Consider the following 14,632-nt stretch of genomic DNA (forward strand, 5'->3'; position numbering starts at 1 on the left):
GGCTTGGCCGGGGCCGGCTGCGCGCGGTCCAGCGGTCGTGCCGGTGGGGCCGGACGCGGCGGCTCGGGCCGGGGCTGGACCCGGGCCACGGGGGAAACCGCCGCAGCGGCCGGGGCCGCCTTGGCCGGCACGGGATCGGGGGCCGGGGCCGGAACCGGATCGGCGGCGAGCACCGGGGCGACCGCCGGCGGCGCCTCGGCCGCGGGCCGGGGCGCCGCCGACTGCGCGGCCACCTCGTCGGCGAAGGTCACCGTCATCCGTTCAGGCGCGGGCAGCGGGGCCGGCGTCGGCGGCTTGAACGCCAGCCAGGCGACCAGCGCGGCATGGGCGGCCAGCGCCACGGCCAGTCCGGCAGCCTCCTCGCGGCGGAGAGTGGGGGCGCGCGATGCCATCGGAGCGGGGCTAGGGTGCCGTGACTGAACCGTTGGTGACCAGCGAGATCGCGTTGAACCCGGCATGGTTCAACTCGCCCATCACCGCCATCACCTGCCCATAGGGCAGGCCCCGGTCGGCCCGCAGCGTGACCAGCGGCGGCTTGCCATCGGCCCCCGGGGCGATCCCGGCCAGACGGTCGGCCAGTTCGCCCGGGGCGATCTCGGCGGCATCGAGATAGGTCTTGCCATCGGGGGTCATCGAGATCGTCACCTGCCGCGGCTGCTGCGGCAGGGCCTTGGCGCGGCTGTCGGGCAGGTCGACCGGCACCCCGGCGCTGAGCAGCGGTGCGGTGACCATGAAGATGATCAGCAGCACCAGCATCACGTCGACCAGCGGGGTGACGTTGATCTCGGCCATGGCGCCGCGCTTGCCGCGGCGGCCGCGGCGCCGGGCGCGGCCGAGCCCGCCGCCGCCTGCCGTGCCCATGGCCATCAGCGGGCCTCCAGCTCGCGGCTGAGCGTCGCGTGGAAGCGGTCGGCGAAGCGCTGCAGGCTGCCCTCGAAGGCGTTCACGCTGTGCGAGAAGCGGTTGTAGGCGATCACCGCGGGGATCGCCGCGAACAGGCCGATCGCCGTGGCGAACAGGGCCTCGGAAATGCCCGGCGCCACCACCGCGAGCGAGGAGTTCTGCTGCTGCCCGATCTGGAAGAACGAGTTCATGATCCCCCAGACCGTGCCGAACAGGCCGACGAAGGGCGCGGCCGAACCGACCGTGGCGAGGAAGTTGAGCCGGTCGCCCATGCGGTCGGCCTCCTGCTCGACCGCGCCGTCCATCACCATGGCCAGGCGCTGACGCAGCCCCTCGCGGTCGGGCTGCTTGAGCGCCCCGCTGCGCCGCCATTCGGCCAGCGCGGCGCTGACGACCCGCCCGACCGGAGCCTTGCCGTCGGTCCCGGCGTGGTAGACCTCCATGTCCTTGGCCTGCCAGAAGCCCTCCTCGTAGGCCCGGCAGGCGCGCCGCACCGCGCCCATCCGCAGGCTGAACGAGACGATGATCGTCCACACCCAGACGCTGGCCAGGAGCAGCCCGGCCATGATCGCCTGGACCACGATATCGGCATCGGCGAACAGCTTGAGCGGGTTGAGGTGGGCCGGCGCCGCGGCGGCAAGAACGGTCAGGACGGTCATCAGGTTTCCGGAGTTGCGGATTGGAAGGAGGCGAAGGCGGACCGCCAGGCGGCCGGCTGGCGGCGCGGTCGGCCATCGGGGCCGAGGAACCCGACCCGCACGCGCATGTCCGAGAGCAGCACCGCCGGCCCGTCCCCGGCGGCCAGGCGGTAGGCGCGCTGGACCAGCCGCGACGAGGCCGCGCCCAGCTCCTCGGCGGCGGTCTCGATCAGCACGTCGTCGTCGAGGCGGGCCGGCGCCAGGTAGCGGATCTGCAGGTCGGACACGGCATAGGCGCCCTCGCCCGCCTCATGCGCGGCGCGCTGGTCGATCCCCAGCTGGCGCAGCAGGTCGGACCGGGCGCGCTCGAACCAGCGCAGGTAGTTGGCGTGATAGACCACTCCCGACAGGTCGGTGTCCTCGAAATGGGCGCGCAGCGCGAAGCGGTGCAGCGGCCCGTCGAGACGGCCTTCGGCAGGCCGGGGCATGGGCGGGTTCGGCGGCACGGTCATGGGTGGCGCCGTATTAACCTTTCCGCGACTCGCGGGGCAAGCGGATTGTCGGCCGATCGGTGGATCGCCGGAACCGGGGCCGCCCGGCCCCGGGGTGCGGTGGCTCAGTCCTGCGGCACCATCGCGTAGAACTGGCGCCCGCCGAACAGGTGGACGTGGAGGTGCGGCACCTCCTGGTGGCCGTGCTGGCCGACGTTGGCGAGCATCCGGTAGCCCGGCTCGACCAGCCCGAGCTCGCGCGCCACGGTCCCGACCGCGCGAACGAAACCCGCGATTTCGGCGGCTTCGGCCTTGGCCGAGAAATCGTCCCAGCTGACGTAGGGCCCCTTCGGGATCACCAGCACGTGGACCGGCGCCTGCGGGGCGATGTCGTGGAAGGCGAGGGCGAAATCGTCCTCGTAGACCTTCCGGCAGGGGATCTCGCCGCGCAGGATGCGGGCGAAGACGTTGCCATCGTCATAGGGGGCGCGGGGATCGATCGGCATCAGTCGGGCTTTCTTGCGGCTTTCTCGGCGAGACCGGACAAGCCTTCGCGGCGGTCGAGTTCGGCCATCACGGCGGCCAGCGGCACGTCCTTCGCGCCGAGCAGGACCATCAGGTGGAACAGCAGGTCGGCGGCCTCGCCGACCAGGTCGTGCGCCTCGCCCGAGAGCGCGGCGATCACCGTTTCGGTGGCTTCCTCACCCACCTTCTGGGCGATCTTGCCCACCCCGCGGGCGGTGAGCTTGGCGACATAGGAGCTGGCCGGATCGGCCCCGCGCCGCGCGGCGATGGTCTGTTCGAGGCGGGCGAGCGTATCGGTCATGCTACCGCGATGCAACGCTCCAACAAGCGGGTCAAGAGCGGGCCGGAAGACCGGCGGAGCGGAGCGCGGCATGGGCCTCGGCCACGGTGTGCTTGCCGAAGTGGAAGATCGAGGCGGCGAGCACCGCGCTGGCATGGCCCTGGGTCACCCCGGCGACGAGGTGGTCGAGCGCGCCGACCCCGCCGCTGGCGATCACCGGCACCGGCACCGCATCGGCGATCGTCCGGGTCAGCTCGAGATCGTACCCCGCCTGGGTCCCGTCGCCGTCCATCGAGGTGACCAGCAGCTCGCCCGCGCCCAGCCGGGCCAGCCGGATCGCATGCTCGACCGCGTCGATCCCGGTGGCGCGGCGGCCGCCGTGGGTGAAGATTTCCCAGCGCCCCGCGCCGGTGCGGCGGGCGTCGACCGAGGCGACGATGCACTGGCTGCCCATCTTCTCGGCGATGTCGGTCACCACCTCGGGCCGGGCCACCGCCGCCGAGTTGACCGCGACCTTGTCGGCCCCGGCGAGCAGCAGCGCGCGGGCGTCCTCCACCGTGCGCACGCCGCCGCCGACGGTGAGCGGCATGAAGCAGACCTCGGCGGTGCGGCGGACCACGTCGAGCAGGGTGCCGCGCCCCTCGTGGCTGGCGGAAATGTCGAGGAAGCACAGCTCGTCGGCGCCGGCGGCGTCATAGGCGCGGGCCTGCTCGACCGGATCGCCGGCGTCCTTCAGATCGACGAAGTTCACGCCCTTGACCACGCGCCCGTCGCGCACGTCGAGGCAGGGGATGACGCGGATGCGGACGGTCATCGGGGACTCCGGGTGCGCGGGGCCTTCGACAGGCTCAGGCTGAGCGGATGGTGTTTTTGAACACTGCACACAAAAGCCCGCTCAGCCTGAGCCTGTCGAAGGCCCCGCGCCGCCATCAGCCCCACCCCCATCACCCGCGCTCCGCCATGGCGATCGCCGCGGCCAGATCGAGCCGCCCCTCGTAGAGCGCCCGTCCGGTGATCACGCCTTCGATCCCCTCGTGCGCGTGGAGCGCGAGGATATGGATATCGTCCAGCCCCTTGACCCCGCCCGAGGCGATCACCGGGATGTCGACCCGGCGCGCCAGATCGACCGTGGCGTCGATGTTGACCCCCTTGAGCAGCCCGTCGCGGCCGATGTCGGTGAACAGCAGGCTGGCGACCCCGGCGTCCTCGAAGCGGCGCGCCAGATCGACCACGGCCACGTCGGACACATCGGCCCAGCCCTCGGTCGCGACCATGCCGTCCTTCGCATCGACCGCGACGACGATCCCGCCGGGAAAGGCGCGCGCCATGTCCTTGACGAATTCGGGGTCCTTGAGCGCGGCCGAGCCCATCACGACGCGGCTGACCCCCAGATCGAACCAGCCCTCCACCGCGGCGCGGGTGCGGATGCCGCCGCCGAGCTGGACGTGGCCGGGGAAGCTGGCGAGGATGCTCTCGACCGCCTCGCGGTTCTCGGCACGGCCGGCGAAGGAGCCGTCGAGATCGACCACGTGGAGGTACTGCGATCCGGCTTCGGCGAACAGCATGGCCTGGGCCGCCGGGTTGTCGCCGTAGACCGTGGCGCGGGCCATGTCGCCTTCGGCCAGACGCACCACCTGGCCGCCCTTGAGATCGATGGCGGGGAAGACGATCATGCCGCGCACGGCCAAAACGTGATCATGGCAAAACTCCGTTCGCCTCGAGCGAAGTCGAGAGGCGCCGCGCAACCTGTCTCGACTTCGCTCGACACGAACGGGACAAGGGTTGCACACGACAAGATTGACCTGGCAGTCACGGCCGCCATTCCAGAAACCTTTCGAGCAGCGCCAGCCCGTAGGCCTGGCTCTTTTCGGGGTGGAACTGCACCCCCACCACGTTGTCCCGCGCCACCGCGGCGACGATCCCGCCGCCATGGTCGGTCATCGCGGCAATCGCCGCGCTGTCCGCGGGCAGGAACTGGTAGGAATGGAGGAAATAGGCCTCGCCGGGTTCGATCAGGCCGCCATCACCCGGGTGCGGGGCGAGCGCCACGTCGTTCCAGCCCATGTGCGGCACCTTGATCGCCGGATCGGTCGGCTCGATCAGGCGGACCTCGCCGGCGATCCAGTCAAGCCCGGCGGTCACCCCGTGCTCGACCCCGCGGCTGGCGAGCAGCTGCATGCCGACGCAGATCCCGAGGAACGGCGCACCGCCGACCCGCACGCGTTCCTCCAGCGCGGCGACCAGCCCGGGAATCGCGCGCAGCCCCTCGGCGCAGGCGCGGAACGAGCCGACCCCGGGCAGGACGATCCGGTCGGCGGCGCGGACCACCGCGGGATCGGCGGTGACCGCCACACCGCCGGCCCCGGCCGCCCTGAGCGCATTGGCGACCGAGTGGAGGTTGCCGGCGCCATAGTCGATCAGGGCCAGGACCTCGGCCATGTCAGTCGCCCGATCCCGCTTCGCCCGATCCCGCTTCGCCCGATCCCGCTTCGATCGATCCCGCCCCGAGGATGCCCTTGGTGCTGGGCACGGCCCCGCCCTTGCGCGGATCCCGCTCGACCGCCTGGCGCATGGCGCGGGCGAAGCCCTTGTAGACGCCCTCGATGATGTGGTGGTTGTTGCTGCCGTAGAGCTGCTCGATGTGCAGCGTGATCCCGGCGGCCTGGGCGATCGACTGGAACCAGTGCTCGAACAGCTCGGTGTCCATCTCGCCCAGCCGTTCCTGGGTGAACCGCACGTTCCACACCAGCCACGGCCGACCCGAGATATCCAGCACCACCCGCGCCAGCGCCTCGTCCATGGCCGAATGGGCCTCGCCATAGCGGCCGATCCCGGCCTTGTCGCCCAGCGCCCGGGCAATGCACTGGCCCAGCGCGATCGCCGAATCCTCCACCGTATGGTGCTGGTCGACGTGCAGGTCACCGACGATCCGGCAGGTCACGTCGATCAGCGAATGCCGCGAGAACTGCTCGATCATGTGGTCGAGAAAGCCGATTCCGGTCGAGACCTGATAGGTCCCGGTGCCGTCGAGGTTGACCTCGACCGCGATGTCGGTCTCGTGCGTCTTGCGGGCGATGCTGGCGGTGCGCATGGGCTGAAGTCCTTGGGTTCGGCCGCCTATAGCCCCCCCGGCCCAAGGTGCAAGAACCCCGTTCGCGCCGCCCTGCCCACGAAGCCGGCTTGACCATCGGCCGCGAGGACGCCACTTGAGGGGGAATGAGTGACGCGCCCGACAGCCTGATCCCCTATGACGAGATCGTGCAGGAGGCCCTGCGGGCGGTGGTCGGCCGTGTGCTGGGCCAGGTGGCGGCCGGCGGCGGCACGCTGCCGGGCAACCACCACTTCTACATCACCTTCAAGACCGCCGCGCCCGGGGTCGATATCCCCAAGTCGCTGCGCGAGCGCTTCCCCGACGAGATGACGATCGTGCTCCAGAACAAGTTCTGGGACCTCGCCGTGGCCGGGGACAGCTTCTCGGTCGGGCTGTCGTTCAACCAGGTGCCGACCAAGTTGCACGTGCCGTTCTCGGCGATCACCGCCTTCGTCGACCCGGCGGTGGACTTCGGGCTGCAGTTCCAGGCGACCGTGGCCGACCTTACCCCCGAGCCGCACGACGATGCCGAGAACGACGCCGCCGGAAGCGAACCGGGCGATGGCTCGCGCGTGGCCGGCGAGGATGGATCGAACGTCGTGACCGTCGATTTCGGACGGAAGAAGTAACGGCGCAGCCGGAAGGACCAAGGCCCGTGGCAGGACGCAGCAAGACCGGAACCGACGTGTCCCGGCCGTCCGGCACCGCAGCCGGGACCCCGGCCGAGGCTGCGCCGGAAGCGCCCGAGAGCCCGGCCGTCCCGGCCTTCGCCACCGTGCTGCTGACCGATCTGGTCCTGCGTGGCGGCAGCGCCCTGCTGCGCGGCGCACTCGACCGCAGCCCGCTCGGCCGCGCGGCCAGTGCCGGCCATGCCGTGGTCAAGGGCACCGGCAAGATCGGGGGCAAGATCGGGGGCAAGACCGGGGGCAAGACCGGGGGCAAGGGCCGCAGTCTCGGCCAGACCCTGCTCGGCACCGCCGCGGTCCGCATCGCCACCCGCTCGGTCCCCGGGGCGATCATCGTCGGCGGCGCGCTGCTGGCCAAGACGCTGTATGACCGGAAGAGGGGCAAGTCGGGGTAGAATGTCTCAATGCAGCACAATACCGATATTCAGCACGATTGACTGCCAAATTCCAAGCTGATTTCAGCTTGAGCGAACCCGCTTGACCGGGCTATGGGGCACCTTAACATAAGGATGCTCAGCTTGTTACTTAAAACTATATTTTGGTTTTCAGCGGGACTCTCGCTGATATTGGTGACAGCTTTGGCTGGACGTATTGAACGCGTCGGGTTTCCGGTGTCTAACCGCAAAGACCGCTTGCCATGCATTGACGGCCTTCGTGGCTATCTCGCCATTGCCGTCATGTTTCATCATTTTTTCATTTGGACGATGATGGTTCGTTATGATGTCCCTTGGGGAAAACCATCATCTTATGCAATAGAGAGTCTTGGACAAGTTAGCGTACGTTTGTTTTTTATGATTACAGGAATGGTATTTTATCCAAAAATTTTGGAAGGCTTTTCTAACTTAGATTGGAAAAGCCTCTATTACGGAAGATTTTTCCGTATAGTTCCGTTAATACTGTTATCATTTGTTATGGTTAGTACGATAATTTTTGCAAGAGGCGGCGCAAAGACGAATAGCAATTACTTGATTGAAGCAATTTCATGGATAACTGGCTGGAAAGAAGTCGACGTTCTTGGCTATCCATTTAGCAGGCGCTTAAACGCCGGGGTTCTTTGGTCAATCTGGTACGAGTGGTTGTTTTATTTATTCATCTTACCGGCCTGTGCCGCAATGATGCAGATTATCAAAAAATTCCGCCTTCCCTCCATTACAGTACCCTTACTACTATTTTTGATCGGCGCAGTAGCCAGTGTGCTTTATAGGTTTTATCGCATCGACGTTAGTGTCCTTCGGTATGCCCCTCTCTTTGCAGTCGGAATGATGGCGTATGAACTCCGCAATCACGAACCCGTCCGCCTAGTGCTCAGCCAGCCGCTGATGGGCTTGGTGGCCCTGCTCGCACTTGGTGCAAGCATGTTGATGCCAAACGAAGGCTTCACTCTGGCCCTGCCATTGAGCGGTTTTTTCTTTGTTTGCATCGCGTGCGGGAACTCGCTCTGGGGCCTGCTTGTCAGCCAAGGTGCTGCGGTATTAGGCGAAGTATCGTTTGGGATCTATGTTGTTCACGGCATTGTTCTGGCAATCGTTTTCGAGGAAGGCGCACCTCTTTTTGGTAACCTCGCCACACCATACGTGCCGATTGTCATGCTGCCGGTCTCAGTCCTGTTGGTATTGATCACCTGTCTAACGTTTTTGGTGATCGAGAGGCCTGGGATACGCCTCGGCCGATGGTTATCGCGGCGAGCATAAAGTCTGCGCCATCGGATATTTAGGGGCGGTGTCGTGCGAAGCCCCCACTATGCCCGGGACCCTGCCGCGGACACCACCCCCTTGATCTTTCCCCCGCGCCTGCGGCATGGGCGGATATGGCTTCCGATACCCTCCACCGCCGCGGTCTGATGTTCATCCTGTCCTCGCCCTCGGGCGCAGGGAAGACCACGATCGCGCGGCGACTGCTGGCCGAGGACCAGGAGATCGCGCTGTCGGTCTCGGCGACCACGCGGCCGATGCGGCCGGGCGAGGTGGACGGCAAGGACTATCACTTCGTCAGCCAGGACGAATTCGACCGCATGGTCGAGGCCAACGCGTTCTTCGAGTGGGCCCATGTCTTCGGGCACTCCTACGGCACCCCCAAGGCGCACATCCGCGCCGGGCTGAAGGAGGGGCAGGACTTCCTGTTCGACATCGACTGGCAGGGCACCCAGCAGCTCCACCAGAAGGCCCAGGCCGACGTGGTGCGCGTGTTCATCCTGCCGCCCAGTCTGGACGAGCTGCGCCGCCGCCTGATCGGCCGCGCCACCGACAGCGCCGAGGTGATCGCCGCGCGGATGGCCCGCGCCCAGGCCGAGATCAGCCACTGGGACGGCTATGACTATGTGGTGGTCAACGACGATGTCGAAGCCTGCTTCACCCAGGTGGCCGAGATCCTCCGCGCCGAGCGGATGCGCCGCACCCGCCAGACCGGGCTGATCGACTTCGTGCGCGAACTGACCAGGGGCTGAGGCGGGCTGCGGCGGACCCTCCCCCCGGGGGGAGGACCCCGTCGGAGCGGATTGCGCTAGAACCCCAGCGACCAGCGCAGCGCCGCGCCCTGTTCGGCGGGCAGGCTGCGGATGTGGCCGGGATCGCGCCGCCAGTACAGCGTGGCGCCGGCCGTGCCCGCGCCGAGCGGGCCCGACCAGGCCAGCTCGGCATCGAGCTCGCGCCCGGTCGGGGTCAGCGTCAGGCGCTGCACCGTGCTGGTCGCGCTGCGCGTGGCATAGTCCCAGGCCGTGGGCAGGCGCAGGTCGAGCCCGCCGGATTCGACGCGCAGCGGCTGGGCCAGGCGCAGCGCCAGGCTGTCGCGCCGGCCGAGCAGGCCGTGGCGCACCAGATCGACGTTCCACGCGCTGCTCGCGAAGCGCGAGCTGCCCAGCAGGATGTCGCCTCCGCGGGCGCGGGTCAGACCGTGGCGCCAGGCGCCCGAGAGCGACCAGCCCGCGCCGGGGCGCCAGCTGGCGGCGAGATCGAGGAACAGGCTGTCGGCCCCGCGCCCGCCGAGGCCCGGGGCCAGACGCGCGCCCAGAACGGTCCGGTCCTCGCTCAGCCAGCTGGCCGCGAGCGCGCCGGTGAGCGCGCCGAAGCGGCGATCGAGCGTGGCGCCGAAGCGGGTGACGCGCGGCGCCTCGCGCAGGGGATCGCCGGGCTGTCCCGCACCGACGCGGGACGGGAGGACGCGGCCGCCCTCGGCCGCCACGGTCAGTCCGGTCCGGCCGCGGCCGAGCCGCAGCGCGGTGGCGACCAGATCGCTGCGCACGAAGCCGACATCGTCCGCCGCCGGGGTGGCGACGAGGAAGGCCGGCTGCGGTGCGCCGCGCAGCCCCACGGCCAGGCCATCGGCGCCGGCGGCGAGGCCGAAGGCCGCCTCGAGCCCGGGGGCAATGCGGGCGACGATCCGCCCGGCCAGGACCCGCGCCATGCCGGCATCGTCGCGCGACAGGCGCAGCGGGCCGGACCAGGGCAGGACCGGCGTGCCGCCCTGCCCCGGCTGGCCGGCGGTGAAGGCCAGCGCCACCGGGCCATTGGCCAGGCTGATCGCGCGCCCCTGGCCAAGCAGCGCCGCGCCAAGCCGCGGCGCGACCGGCGCGCGTCGGGCCATGCCCGAGAGGTTGAGCGCATAGGCGCGCTGATAGGCATCGAGCACCGTGGTGGTGATCGCCCCACCCTGCCCGGCATCGCCCATCGCCGCCGAGGCGACCAGGCTGGTGTCGGTGGCCAGCAGGGTCGTGCCGACCCCGGCCAGCGAGGTCGTCCCGCGCGGGGCGAAGGCGCTGGCGATGTTGAGGATGCCGCGGCCGAAGGTACTGTCGATCCCGGCGGTCCCGGCATCGGTCGCACTGGAGAGCAGCAGGTCGACCACCTGTTGCGCGGTCAGGGTGGGGAAGGCCTGGCGCAGCAGCGCGGCGGCGCCGGCGATCTGCGGCGCGGCGAAACTGGTGCCCGACAGCACGGTGATGAAGGTCTGCCCGTTGGCGTCGACCGTGGTCTTGATCCGGCCGTTCTCGTAGACGCAGCAGACCTGCTCGCCGAGCGCGGCGAGATACCAGCTGGCGTCGGTGCCGGCCCGGTTGCTGAAGCTTGACAGCGCCCCGGTGGCATTGACCGAGCCGGCAATGATGACATTGCCGGCGCCGGCCTGGCGCAGGCTGGTGGCGAAGGCGTTGGGGTTGGCGGCGGCGCCGTTGCCGGCCGAGACCACCACCACCACGCCGGCGGCGGCGGCATTGGCGACCGCGCGCAGCACCCGTCCGTCAGCCCCCGCGCCGCCCAGCGAGATGTTGATCACCTTGGCCCCGTTGGCCACGGCCAGGTCCATTCCGGCGGCGATCGCGGAATCGCTGAAGCTGCAGCCGCCGCTGGTGTCGCAGCTGCCCACGGCATCGGCGCGGGCCATCAGGATATCGGCCTCCCAGGCGATGCCCATGATCCCGCTGTTGTCGCGCGCGGCCGCCGCGGTCAGGGCGACCTGGGTGCCGTGGCTGTCGGTATTGGCGAGCCCGCGCGAGCTGACCACGTCGCGCGAGGCGGCCACGATGCGGCCGGCGAGCTCGGGGTTGCTCGTGTCGATCCCGGTATCGATGATCCCCAGGGTCACGCCCTTGCCGCTCGCGCCGGTCTGCCAGGCGGGGATGGCGCTGTGATAGACCGGGCCATCCGACCGCGCATATTCGGCGGTGCGGAAGCTTTCGGCCGGGATCAGGGTGACCGGGGGCGTGGTCGGGCTGGGTGTGGGGGTGGCGGTGGGTGCCGGGGCCGGCGTGGTCGCCGGCGCGGCCGGGGTGCTCGCCACGCCGCCATCGCCGCCGCCGCAGCCCGCCAGCAACCCAACCAGTGACAGCGCCGGCAGCGCGGCAGCACAACGGAACGCAGGACGTCGCATAAACCCTCCAGAAGCGGAACGATGCTGGACTAGCAGGGCCGTCTTCACCTCGAATTAATCATGCGGTACGGCGAAGGTCGCTCCGGGTTGCCCCGGTGTCACGCACAGTCTAGGCGCGCGGTTCGACGCCCTGCTACCGGAGTTCCTGTCCCATGACCGACCTTGCCGCACAGATCGAAGCCGCGTTCGAGGCGCGTGACACGGTCACGCCCGCCAGCGCCGAGGTGCGCGCGATCGTCGACCAGGCGCTGGACCTGCTCGATTCGGGCGCGGCGCGCGTGGCCGAGCCCGATGGCCAGGGCGGCTGGCGGGTCAACCAGTGGCTCAAGAAGGCGGTGCTGCTCTCGTTCCGGCTGAACGACAATGCGGTGATGGACTTCGGTTCGGCCGGAGCGCCGGCCTTCGACAAGGTCCCGCTCAAGTTCACCGGCTGGGACGAGGCGCGGTTCCGCGCCGCCGGCATCCGCGTGGTCCCCGGCGCCGTGGTGCGCCGCAGCGCGCACATCGCCAAGGGCGTGGTGCTGATGCCCAGCTTCGTCAACCTGGGGGCGCGGGTCGACGAGGGCACGATGATCGACACCTGGGCCACGGTCGGCTCCTGCGCCCAGATCGGCAAGAACGTCCACATCTCGGGCGGGGCGGGGATCGGCGGCGTGCTCGAACCGCTCCAGGCCGGGCCGGTGATCATCGAGGACAACTGCTTCATCGGCGCGCGCGCCGAGGTGGCCGAGGGTGTTGTCGTCGGCGAGGGTTCGGTGCTGTCGATGGGGGTCTACCTCGGCGCTTCGACCAAGATCGTCGACCGCGCCACCGGCGAGATCCACATCGGCCGGGTGCCGCCCTATTCGGTGGTGGTGTCGGGGTCGCTGCCGGGCAAGCCCCTGCCCGACGGCACGCAGGGCCCGTCGCTGTACTGCGCCGTGATCGTCAAGACGGTGGACGCGCAGACCCGCTCGAAGACCGGGATCAACGAGCTCCTGCGCGACTGAGCGCGGCCGGCCCGCTGCGGGGCCGTTTCGACGGCTAGAACGCAGTCGGGCTCTCGATCGCGGGATCGCCCTTGTGGGCCGCGGCATAGGCCTCGGCCGCCTTGAGCACGCGCATCATGTTGCCGCTGGAAATCTTCTGGAGATCGGCCTGGCTGTAGCCGCGCCGGGCCAGTTCGACGAACAGGGCGGGATAGCCGGATACGTCGGGCAGCCCCTCGGTGGTCGAATCCATCCCGTCGAAATCGGCGCCCAGCCCGACATGGTCGATCCCCGCCACCTTGACCACGCGGTCGACGTGGTCGGCCAGTTCGCCAAGCGTGGCGCGCGGGGTGGGGTTGGCCTTGACCCAGGCCGCCAGCTCGGCCGCCGCCCGCTTGGGATCGGCGATGTGGAGCGCATCGAGCCGCGCCCTCTGCGCGGTGCGCGCGAGGTCCCATTCGCGCACCCGGCTGCTGACGTAGGACGGCAGGGTGACGACCATCACGATCCCGCCATTGGCCTTCATCCGGGCGAGCACGGCATCGGGCACGTTGCGCGGGTGATCATCCACCGCGCGGGCGCCGGAGTGGCTGAAGATCACCGGCGCCCGGGCCACGTCGAGCGCGTCCATCATCGTGTCCTCGCTGACGTGGCTGAGATCGACCAGCATGCCGATGCGCTGCATCTCGCGCACCACGTCCTTGCCGAAATCGCTGAGCCCGCCGTGCCTGGGCGCATCGGTGGCGCTGTCGGCCCAGCCGATCGTGCGCACGTGGGTCAAGGTCATGTAGCGCACGCCCAGCGCATGGAACTGGCGCAGCACGCCCAGCGACGAGCCGATCGCATAGCCGCCCTCCATGCCCATCAGCGAGGCGATCTTGCCGGCCTTCATCGCCGCCTGCACCTCGGCCGACGAGGTGGCGAACTGGAGATCGGCCGGATAGGCGGCGATCAGCCGCTTGGTCACGTCGATCTGCTCCATCACCGCCTGGACCGCCTGCTGCTCGGTCAGCCGCGCCGAGACATAGACCGACCAGAACTGCGCCCCGACCTTGCCCTGACGCAGCCGGGTGAGATCGGTGTGCATCGCGATCGCGCCGCTGGCCGGGTCGGCCGTCCCGGTCGTGTCGCGGAAGTCGAACCCGGCGAGCACGTTCTTGCGGCGCTCGCGCAGCTGTTCGGGAACATCGTTGTGGCCATCCCACATCGGCGCCGCGCGCAGCGCCGCCGCGGCGGTCTCCTCGGGGGTGGCGGCCAGGGCCGGCGCGGTCGCGAGCGCGGCGAGCGCAGTGGACAGGACAAGACGGCGGACGAACGACACGGGCATCGGCAACCTTCGCGCAGGAGGGGACAGGGTGTCCCGACTGTGGCCGCAATCGGTGCCGAGGGCAAATACGCGTTTCAGCCCGGCGCCGGGGGTGGGGGTGGCGGTGGGGGCGGCGCATCAAGCATGGCCAGCGCCGCGGCCTGCTCGGCGGGATAACGGCGCGCCGCCATCGCCGCCAGCGCGGCCCCGGCCGCTCCTCCCAGCCGCGCCGCGAGGCGGCCGACATAGGCGCCGCGTGCGGCATAGATCGCCGCAATCAGCGCCGCATCGTAGCCGGGTGCGGTGCGCGCCGTGGCGGCATCGGCGCGGGCCACGCCGGCGGCGATGATCCGCGCCGCCGCGCCGTGCTGGACCGCGCAGGACCAGGCGACATCGCGGACCGCGGCCGCGCGCCCCGCCAGGTCGAGCCCGGTCCGGGCCAGCACCTCGGCCACGACCGGGCGGTAATGGGTGCGCGCGATGAAGGCATGCTGGGCCGCGCCGAAGCGCCCGGGATCACGCGCGGCGATGGCCTGCCAGCACCGCGAGAACGCGGCCGAGCCCGGCTCCGCCGGGGCGAACGCGGCCGCCCAGTCGCGGCCCTCGGCGGCCAGAAAGGCGGCAACCGTCCCGGTGCGGCTGGCGAGCTGGTAAAGGCCATAGGATACCCCGCCGGGATCGCTGCGGCCGGAACTGACCGTCCCCGGCCCGCGCCCGCCGCTTTCATAGCGTTCCGACAGCCGGCCGAGGGCGTTCGGCACGCCGGGGGGGGCCGCGGCGACGGCGGGGGTGGTCCGGGTGGCCGGGCGGTGGGTGCGGATCGGGTCCATGGCGGCTCCTTGAGCGGGACGGAAACCGATCTCTCACGCGAATCGGGGCGGGTA

17 protein-coding genes and 1 pseudogene are annotated in these 14,632 nt (G+C 69.9%); 5 read left to right on the plus strand and 13 right to left on the minus strand.

Annotated elements, in window-relative coordinates:
• From H7F53_RS16475 to hisB, 10 genes and pseudogenes are all read right to left on the minus strand, one after another.
• A pseudogene (locus H7F53_RS16475) lies at nucleotides 1-392 on the minus strand (hypothetical protein); the annotation flags it as partial.
• A 10-nt stretch (nucleotides 393-402) separates the two neighbouring features.
• On the minus strand, nucleotides 403-867 hold the full coding sequence (locus H7F53_RS16480; RefSeq protein WP_185680608.1) for an ExbD/TolR family protein: 465 nt from the start codon (nucleotides 865-867) through the stop codon (nucleotides 403-405).
• Complete coding sequence (gene tolQ, locus H7F53_RS16485) at nucleotides 867-1,562, minus strand: protein TolQ (RefSeq protein ID WP_185680609.1); 696 nt, start codon at nucleotides 1,560-1,562, stop codon at nucleotides 867-869. Before tolQ ends, H7F53_RS16480 begins: the two co-directional genes overlap by 1 nt.
• The gene (locus H7F53_RS16490) at nucleotides 1,562-2,053 is read right to left on the minus strand and encodes a YbgC/FadM family acyl-CoA thioesterase (RefSeq protein ID WP_185680610.1); all 492 of its coding nucleotides are present in this window, start codon (nucleotides 2,051-2,053) and stop codon (nucleotides 1,562-1,564) included. The genes tolQ and H7F53_RS16490 overlap by 1 nt, the downstream gene beginning before the upstream one ends.
• Nucleotides 2,054-2,157: 104 nt before the next feature.
• Complete coding sequence (locus tag H7F53_RS16495; protein WP_185680611.1) at nucleotides 2,158-2,538, minus strand: histidine triad nucleotide-binding protein; 381 nt, start codon at nucleotides 2,536-2,538, stop codon at nucleotides 2,158-2,160.
• On the minus strand, nucleotides 2,538-2,858 hold the full coding sequence (locus tag H7F53_RS16500; protein WP_185680612.1) for a phosphoribosyl-ATP diphosphatase: 321 nt from the start codon (nucleotides 2,856-2,858) through the stop codon (nucleotides 2,538-2,540). The genes H7F53_RS16495 and H7F53_RS16500 overlap by 1 nt, the downstream gene beginning before the upstream one ends.
• Before the next feature lie 31 nt (nucleotides 2,859-2,889).
• Nucleotides 2,890-3,651 (minus strand): imidazole glycerol phosphate synthase subunit HisF, encoded by a 762-nt coding sequence (gene hisF / locus H7F53_RS16505; RefSeq protein ID WP_185680613.1) that lies wholly within the window; start codon nucleotides 3,649-3,651, stop codon nucleotides 2,890-2,892.
• A 130-nt stretch (nucleotides 3,652-3,781) separates the two neighbouring features.
• Complete coding sequence (gene hisA / locus H7F53_RS16510; RefSeq protein ID WP_185680614.1) at nucleotides 3,782-4,510, minus strand: 1-(5-phosphoribosyl)-5-[(5-phosphoribosylamino)methylideneamino]imidazole-4-carboxamide isomerase; 729 nt, start codon at nucleotides 4,508-4,510, stop codon at nucleotides 3,782-3,784.
• A gap of 136 nt (nucleotides 4,511-4,646) precedes the next feature.
• Complete coding sequence (gene hisH / locus H7F53_RS16515) at nucleotides 4,647-5,276, minus strand: imidazole glycerol phosphate synthase subunit HisH (protein ID WP_185680615.1); 630 nt, start codon at nucleotides 5,274-5,276, stop codon at nucleotides 4,647-4,649.
• A 1-nt stretch (nucleotide 5,277) separates the two neighbouring features.
• Complete coding sequence (gene hisB / locus H7F53_RS16520; RefSeq protein WP_185680616.1) at nucleotides 5,278-5,928, minus strand: imidazoleglycerol-phosphate dehydratase HisB; 651 nt, start codon at nucleotides 5,926-5,928, stop codon at nucleotides 5,278-5,280.
• Nucleotides 5,929-6,053: 125 nt separating this feature from the next.
• On the opposite strand from hisB, the gene H7F53_RS16525 reads away from it, so the two are divergent.
• The 4 genes from H7F53_RS16525 to gmk all read left to right on the plus strand — a co-directional run bounded on the left by H7F53_RS16525 (nucleotide 6,054) and on the right by gmk (nucleotide 9,057).
• Nucleotides 6,054-6,557, plus strand: a complete 504-nt coding sequence (locus H7F53_RS16525; RefSeq protein WP_185680617.1) for an SspB family protein — start codon at nucleotides 6,054-6,056, stop codon at nucleotides 6,555-6,557.
• Between the two features lie 26 nt (nucleotides 6,558-6,583).
• Complete coding sequence (locus H7F53_RS16530) at nucleotides 6,584-7,009, plus strand: hypothetical protein (protein ID WP_185680618.1); 426 nt, start codon at nucleotides 6,584-6,586, stop codon at nucleotides 7,007-7,009.
• Nucleotides 7,010-7,132: 123 nt separating this feature from the next.
• On the plus strand, nucleotides 7,133-8,305 hold the full coding sequence (locus H7F53_RS16535) for an acyltransferase family protein (RefSeq protein ID WP_185680619.1): 1,173 nt from the start codon (nucleotides 7,133-7,135) through the stop codon (nucleotides 8,303-8,305).
• Nucleotides 8,306-8,421: 116 nt separating this feature from the next.
• Complete coding sequence (gene gmk, locus H7F53_RS16540) at nucleotides 8,422-9,057, plus strand: guanylate kinase (RefSeq protein WP_185680620.1); 636 nt, start codon at nucleotides 8,422-8,424, stop codon at nucleotides 9,055-9,057.
• Nucleotides 9,058-9,113: 56 nt separating this feature from the next.
• Here the strand turns inward: gmk and H7F53_RS16545 are convergent, their stop codons facing one another.
• Nucleotides 9,114-11,474 (minus strand): S8 family peptidase, encoded by a 2,361-nt coding sequence (locus tag H7F53_RS16545; protein ID WP_185680621.1) that lies wholly within the window; start codon nucleotides 11,472-11,474, stop codon nucleotides 9,114-9,116.
• 152 nt (nucleotides 11,475-11,626) lie between these two features.
• Here H7F53_RS16545 and dapD point away from each other — a divergent pair, with 152 nt between their 5' ends.
• Complete coding sequence (dapD, locus tag H7F53_RS16550) at nucleotides 11,627-12,463, plus strand: 2,3,4,5-tetrahydropyridine-2,6-dicarboxylate N-succinyltransferase (protein ID WP_185680622.1); 837 nt, start codon at nucleotides 11,627-11,629, stop codon at nucleotides 12,461-12,463.
• A 34-nt stretch (nucleotides 12,464-12,497) separates the two neighbouring features.
• Here the strand turns inward: dapD and H7F53_RS16555 are convergent, their stop codons facing one another.
• The gene (locus tag H7F53_RS16555; RefSeq protein ID WP_185680623.1) at nucleotides 12,498-13,769 is read right to left on the minus strand and encodes a dipeptidase; all 1,272 of its coding nucleotides are present in this window, start codon (nucleotides 13,767-13,769) and stop codon (nucleotides 12,498-12,500) included.
• 74 nt (nucleotides 13,770-13,843) lie between these two features.
• A complete protein-coding gene (locus H7F53_RS16560) occupies nucleotides 13,844-14,578 on the minus strand; it encodes a VgrG-related protein (RefSeq protein WP_185680624.1) in 735 nt (244 codons plus the stop codon).
• Between the last annotated feature and the right edge of the window lie 54 nt (nucleotides 14,579-14,632).

Origin of the sequence: Novosphingobium piscinae (assembly GCF_014230355.1) — a bacterium.
GTDB lineage: Bacteria > Pseudomonadota > Alphaproteobacteria > Sphingomonadales > Sphingomonadaceae > Novosphingobium > Novosphingobium piscinae.

What these genes read in the sequence shown, in the direction of transcription:
- H7F53_RS16480 (WP_185680608.1), bottom strand. Translation starts at nt 867, where the DNA reads ATGGCCATGGGCACGGCAGGCGGCGGCGGGCTCGGCCGCGCCCGGCGC.
- tolQ (WP_185680609.1), bottom strand. Translation starts at nt 1,562, where the DNA reads ATGACCGTCCTGACCGTTCTTGCCGCCGCGGCGCCGGCCCACCTCAAC.
- H7F53_RS16490 (WP_185680610.1), bottom strand. Translation starts at nt 2,053, where the DNA reads ATGACCGTGCCGCCGAACCCGCCCATGCCCCGGCCTGCCGAAGGCCGT.
- H7F53_RS16495 (WP_185680611.1), bottom strand. Translation starts at nt 2,538, where the DNA reads ATGCCGATCGATCCCCGCGCCCCCTATGACGATGGCAACGTCTTCGCC.
- H7F53_RS16500 (WP_185680612.1), bottom strand. Translation starts at nt 2,858, where the DNA reads ATGACCGATACGCTCGCCCGCCTCGAACAGACCATCGCCGCGCGGCGC.
- hisF (WP_185680613.1), bottom strand. Translation starts at nt 3,651, where the DNA reads ATGACCGTCCGCATCCGCGTCATCCCCTGCCTCGACGTGCGCGACGGG.
- hisA (WP_185680614.1), bottom strand. Translation starts at nt 4,510, where the DNA reads ATGATCGTCTTCCCCGCCATCGATCTCAAGGGCGGCCAGGTGGTGCGT.
- hisH (WP_185680615.1), bottom strand. Translation starts at nt 5,276, where the DNA reads ATGGCCGAGGTCCTGGCCCTGATCGACTATGGCGCCGGCAACCTCCAC.
- hisB (WP_185680616.1), bottom strand. Translation starts at nt 5,928, where the DNA reads ATGCGCACCGCCAGCATCGCCCGCAAGACGCACGAGACCGACATCGCG.
- H7F53_RS16525 (WP_185680617.1), top strand. Translation starts at nt 6,054, where the DNA reads ATGAGTGACGCGCCCGACAGCCTGATCCCCTATGACGAGATCGTGCAG.
- gmk (WP_185680620.1), top strand. Translation starts at nt 8,422, where the DNA reads ATGGCTTCCGATACCCTCCACCGCCGCGGTCTGATGTTCATCCTGTCC.
- H7F53_RS16545 (WP_185680621.1), bottom strand. Translation starts at nt 11,474, where the DNA reads ATGCGACGTCCTGCGTTCCGTTGTGCTGCCGCGCTGCCGGCGCTGTCA.
- dapD (WP_185680622.1), top strand. Translation starts at nt 11,627, where the DNA reads ATGACCGACCTTGCCGCACAGATCGAAGCCGCGTTCGAGGCGCGTGAC.
- H7F53_RS16555 (WP_185680623.1), bottom strand. Translation starts at nt 13,769, where the DNA reads ATGCCCGTGTCGTTCGTCCGCCGTCTTGTCCTGTCCACTGCGCTCGCC.
- H7F53_RS16560 (WP_185680624.1), bottom strand. Translation starts at nt 14,578, where the DNA reads ATGGACCCGATCCGCACCCACCGCCCGGCCACCCGGACCACCCCCGCC.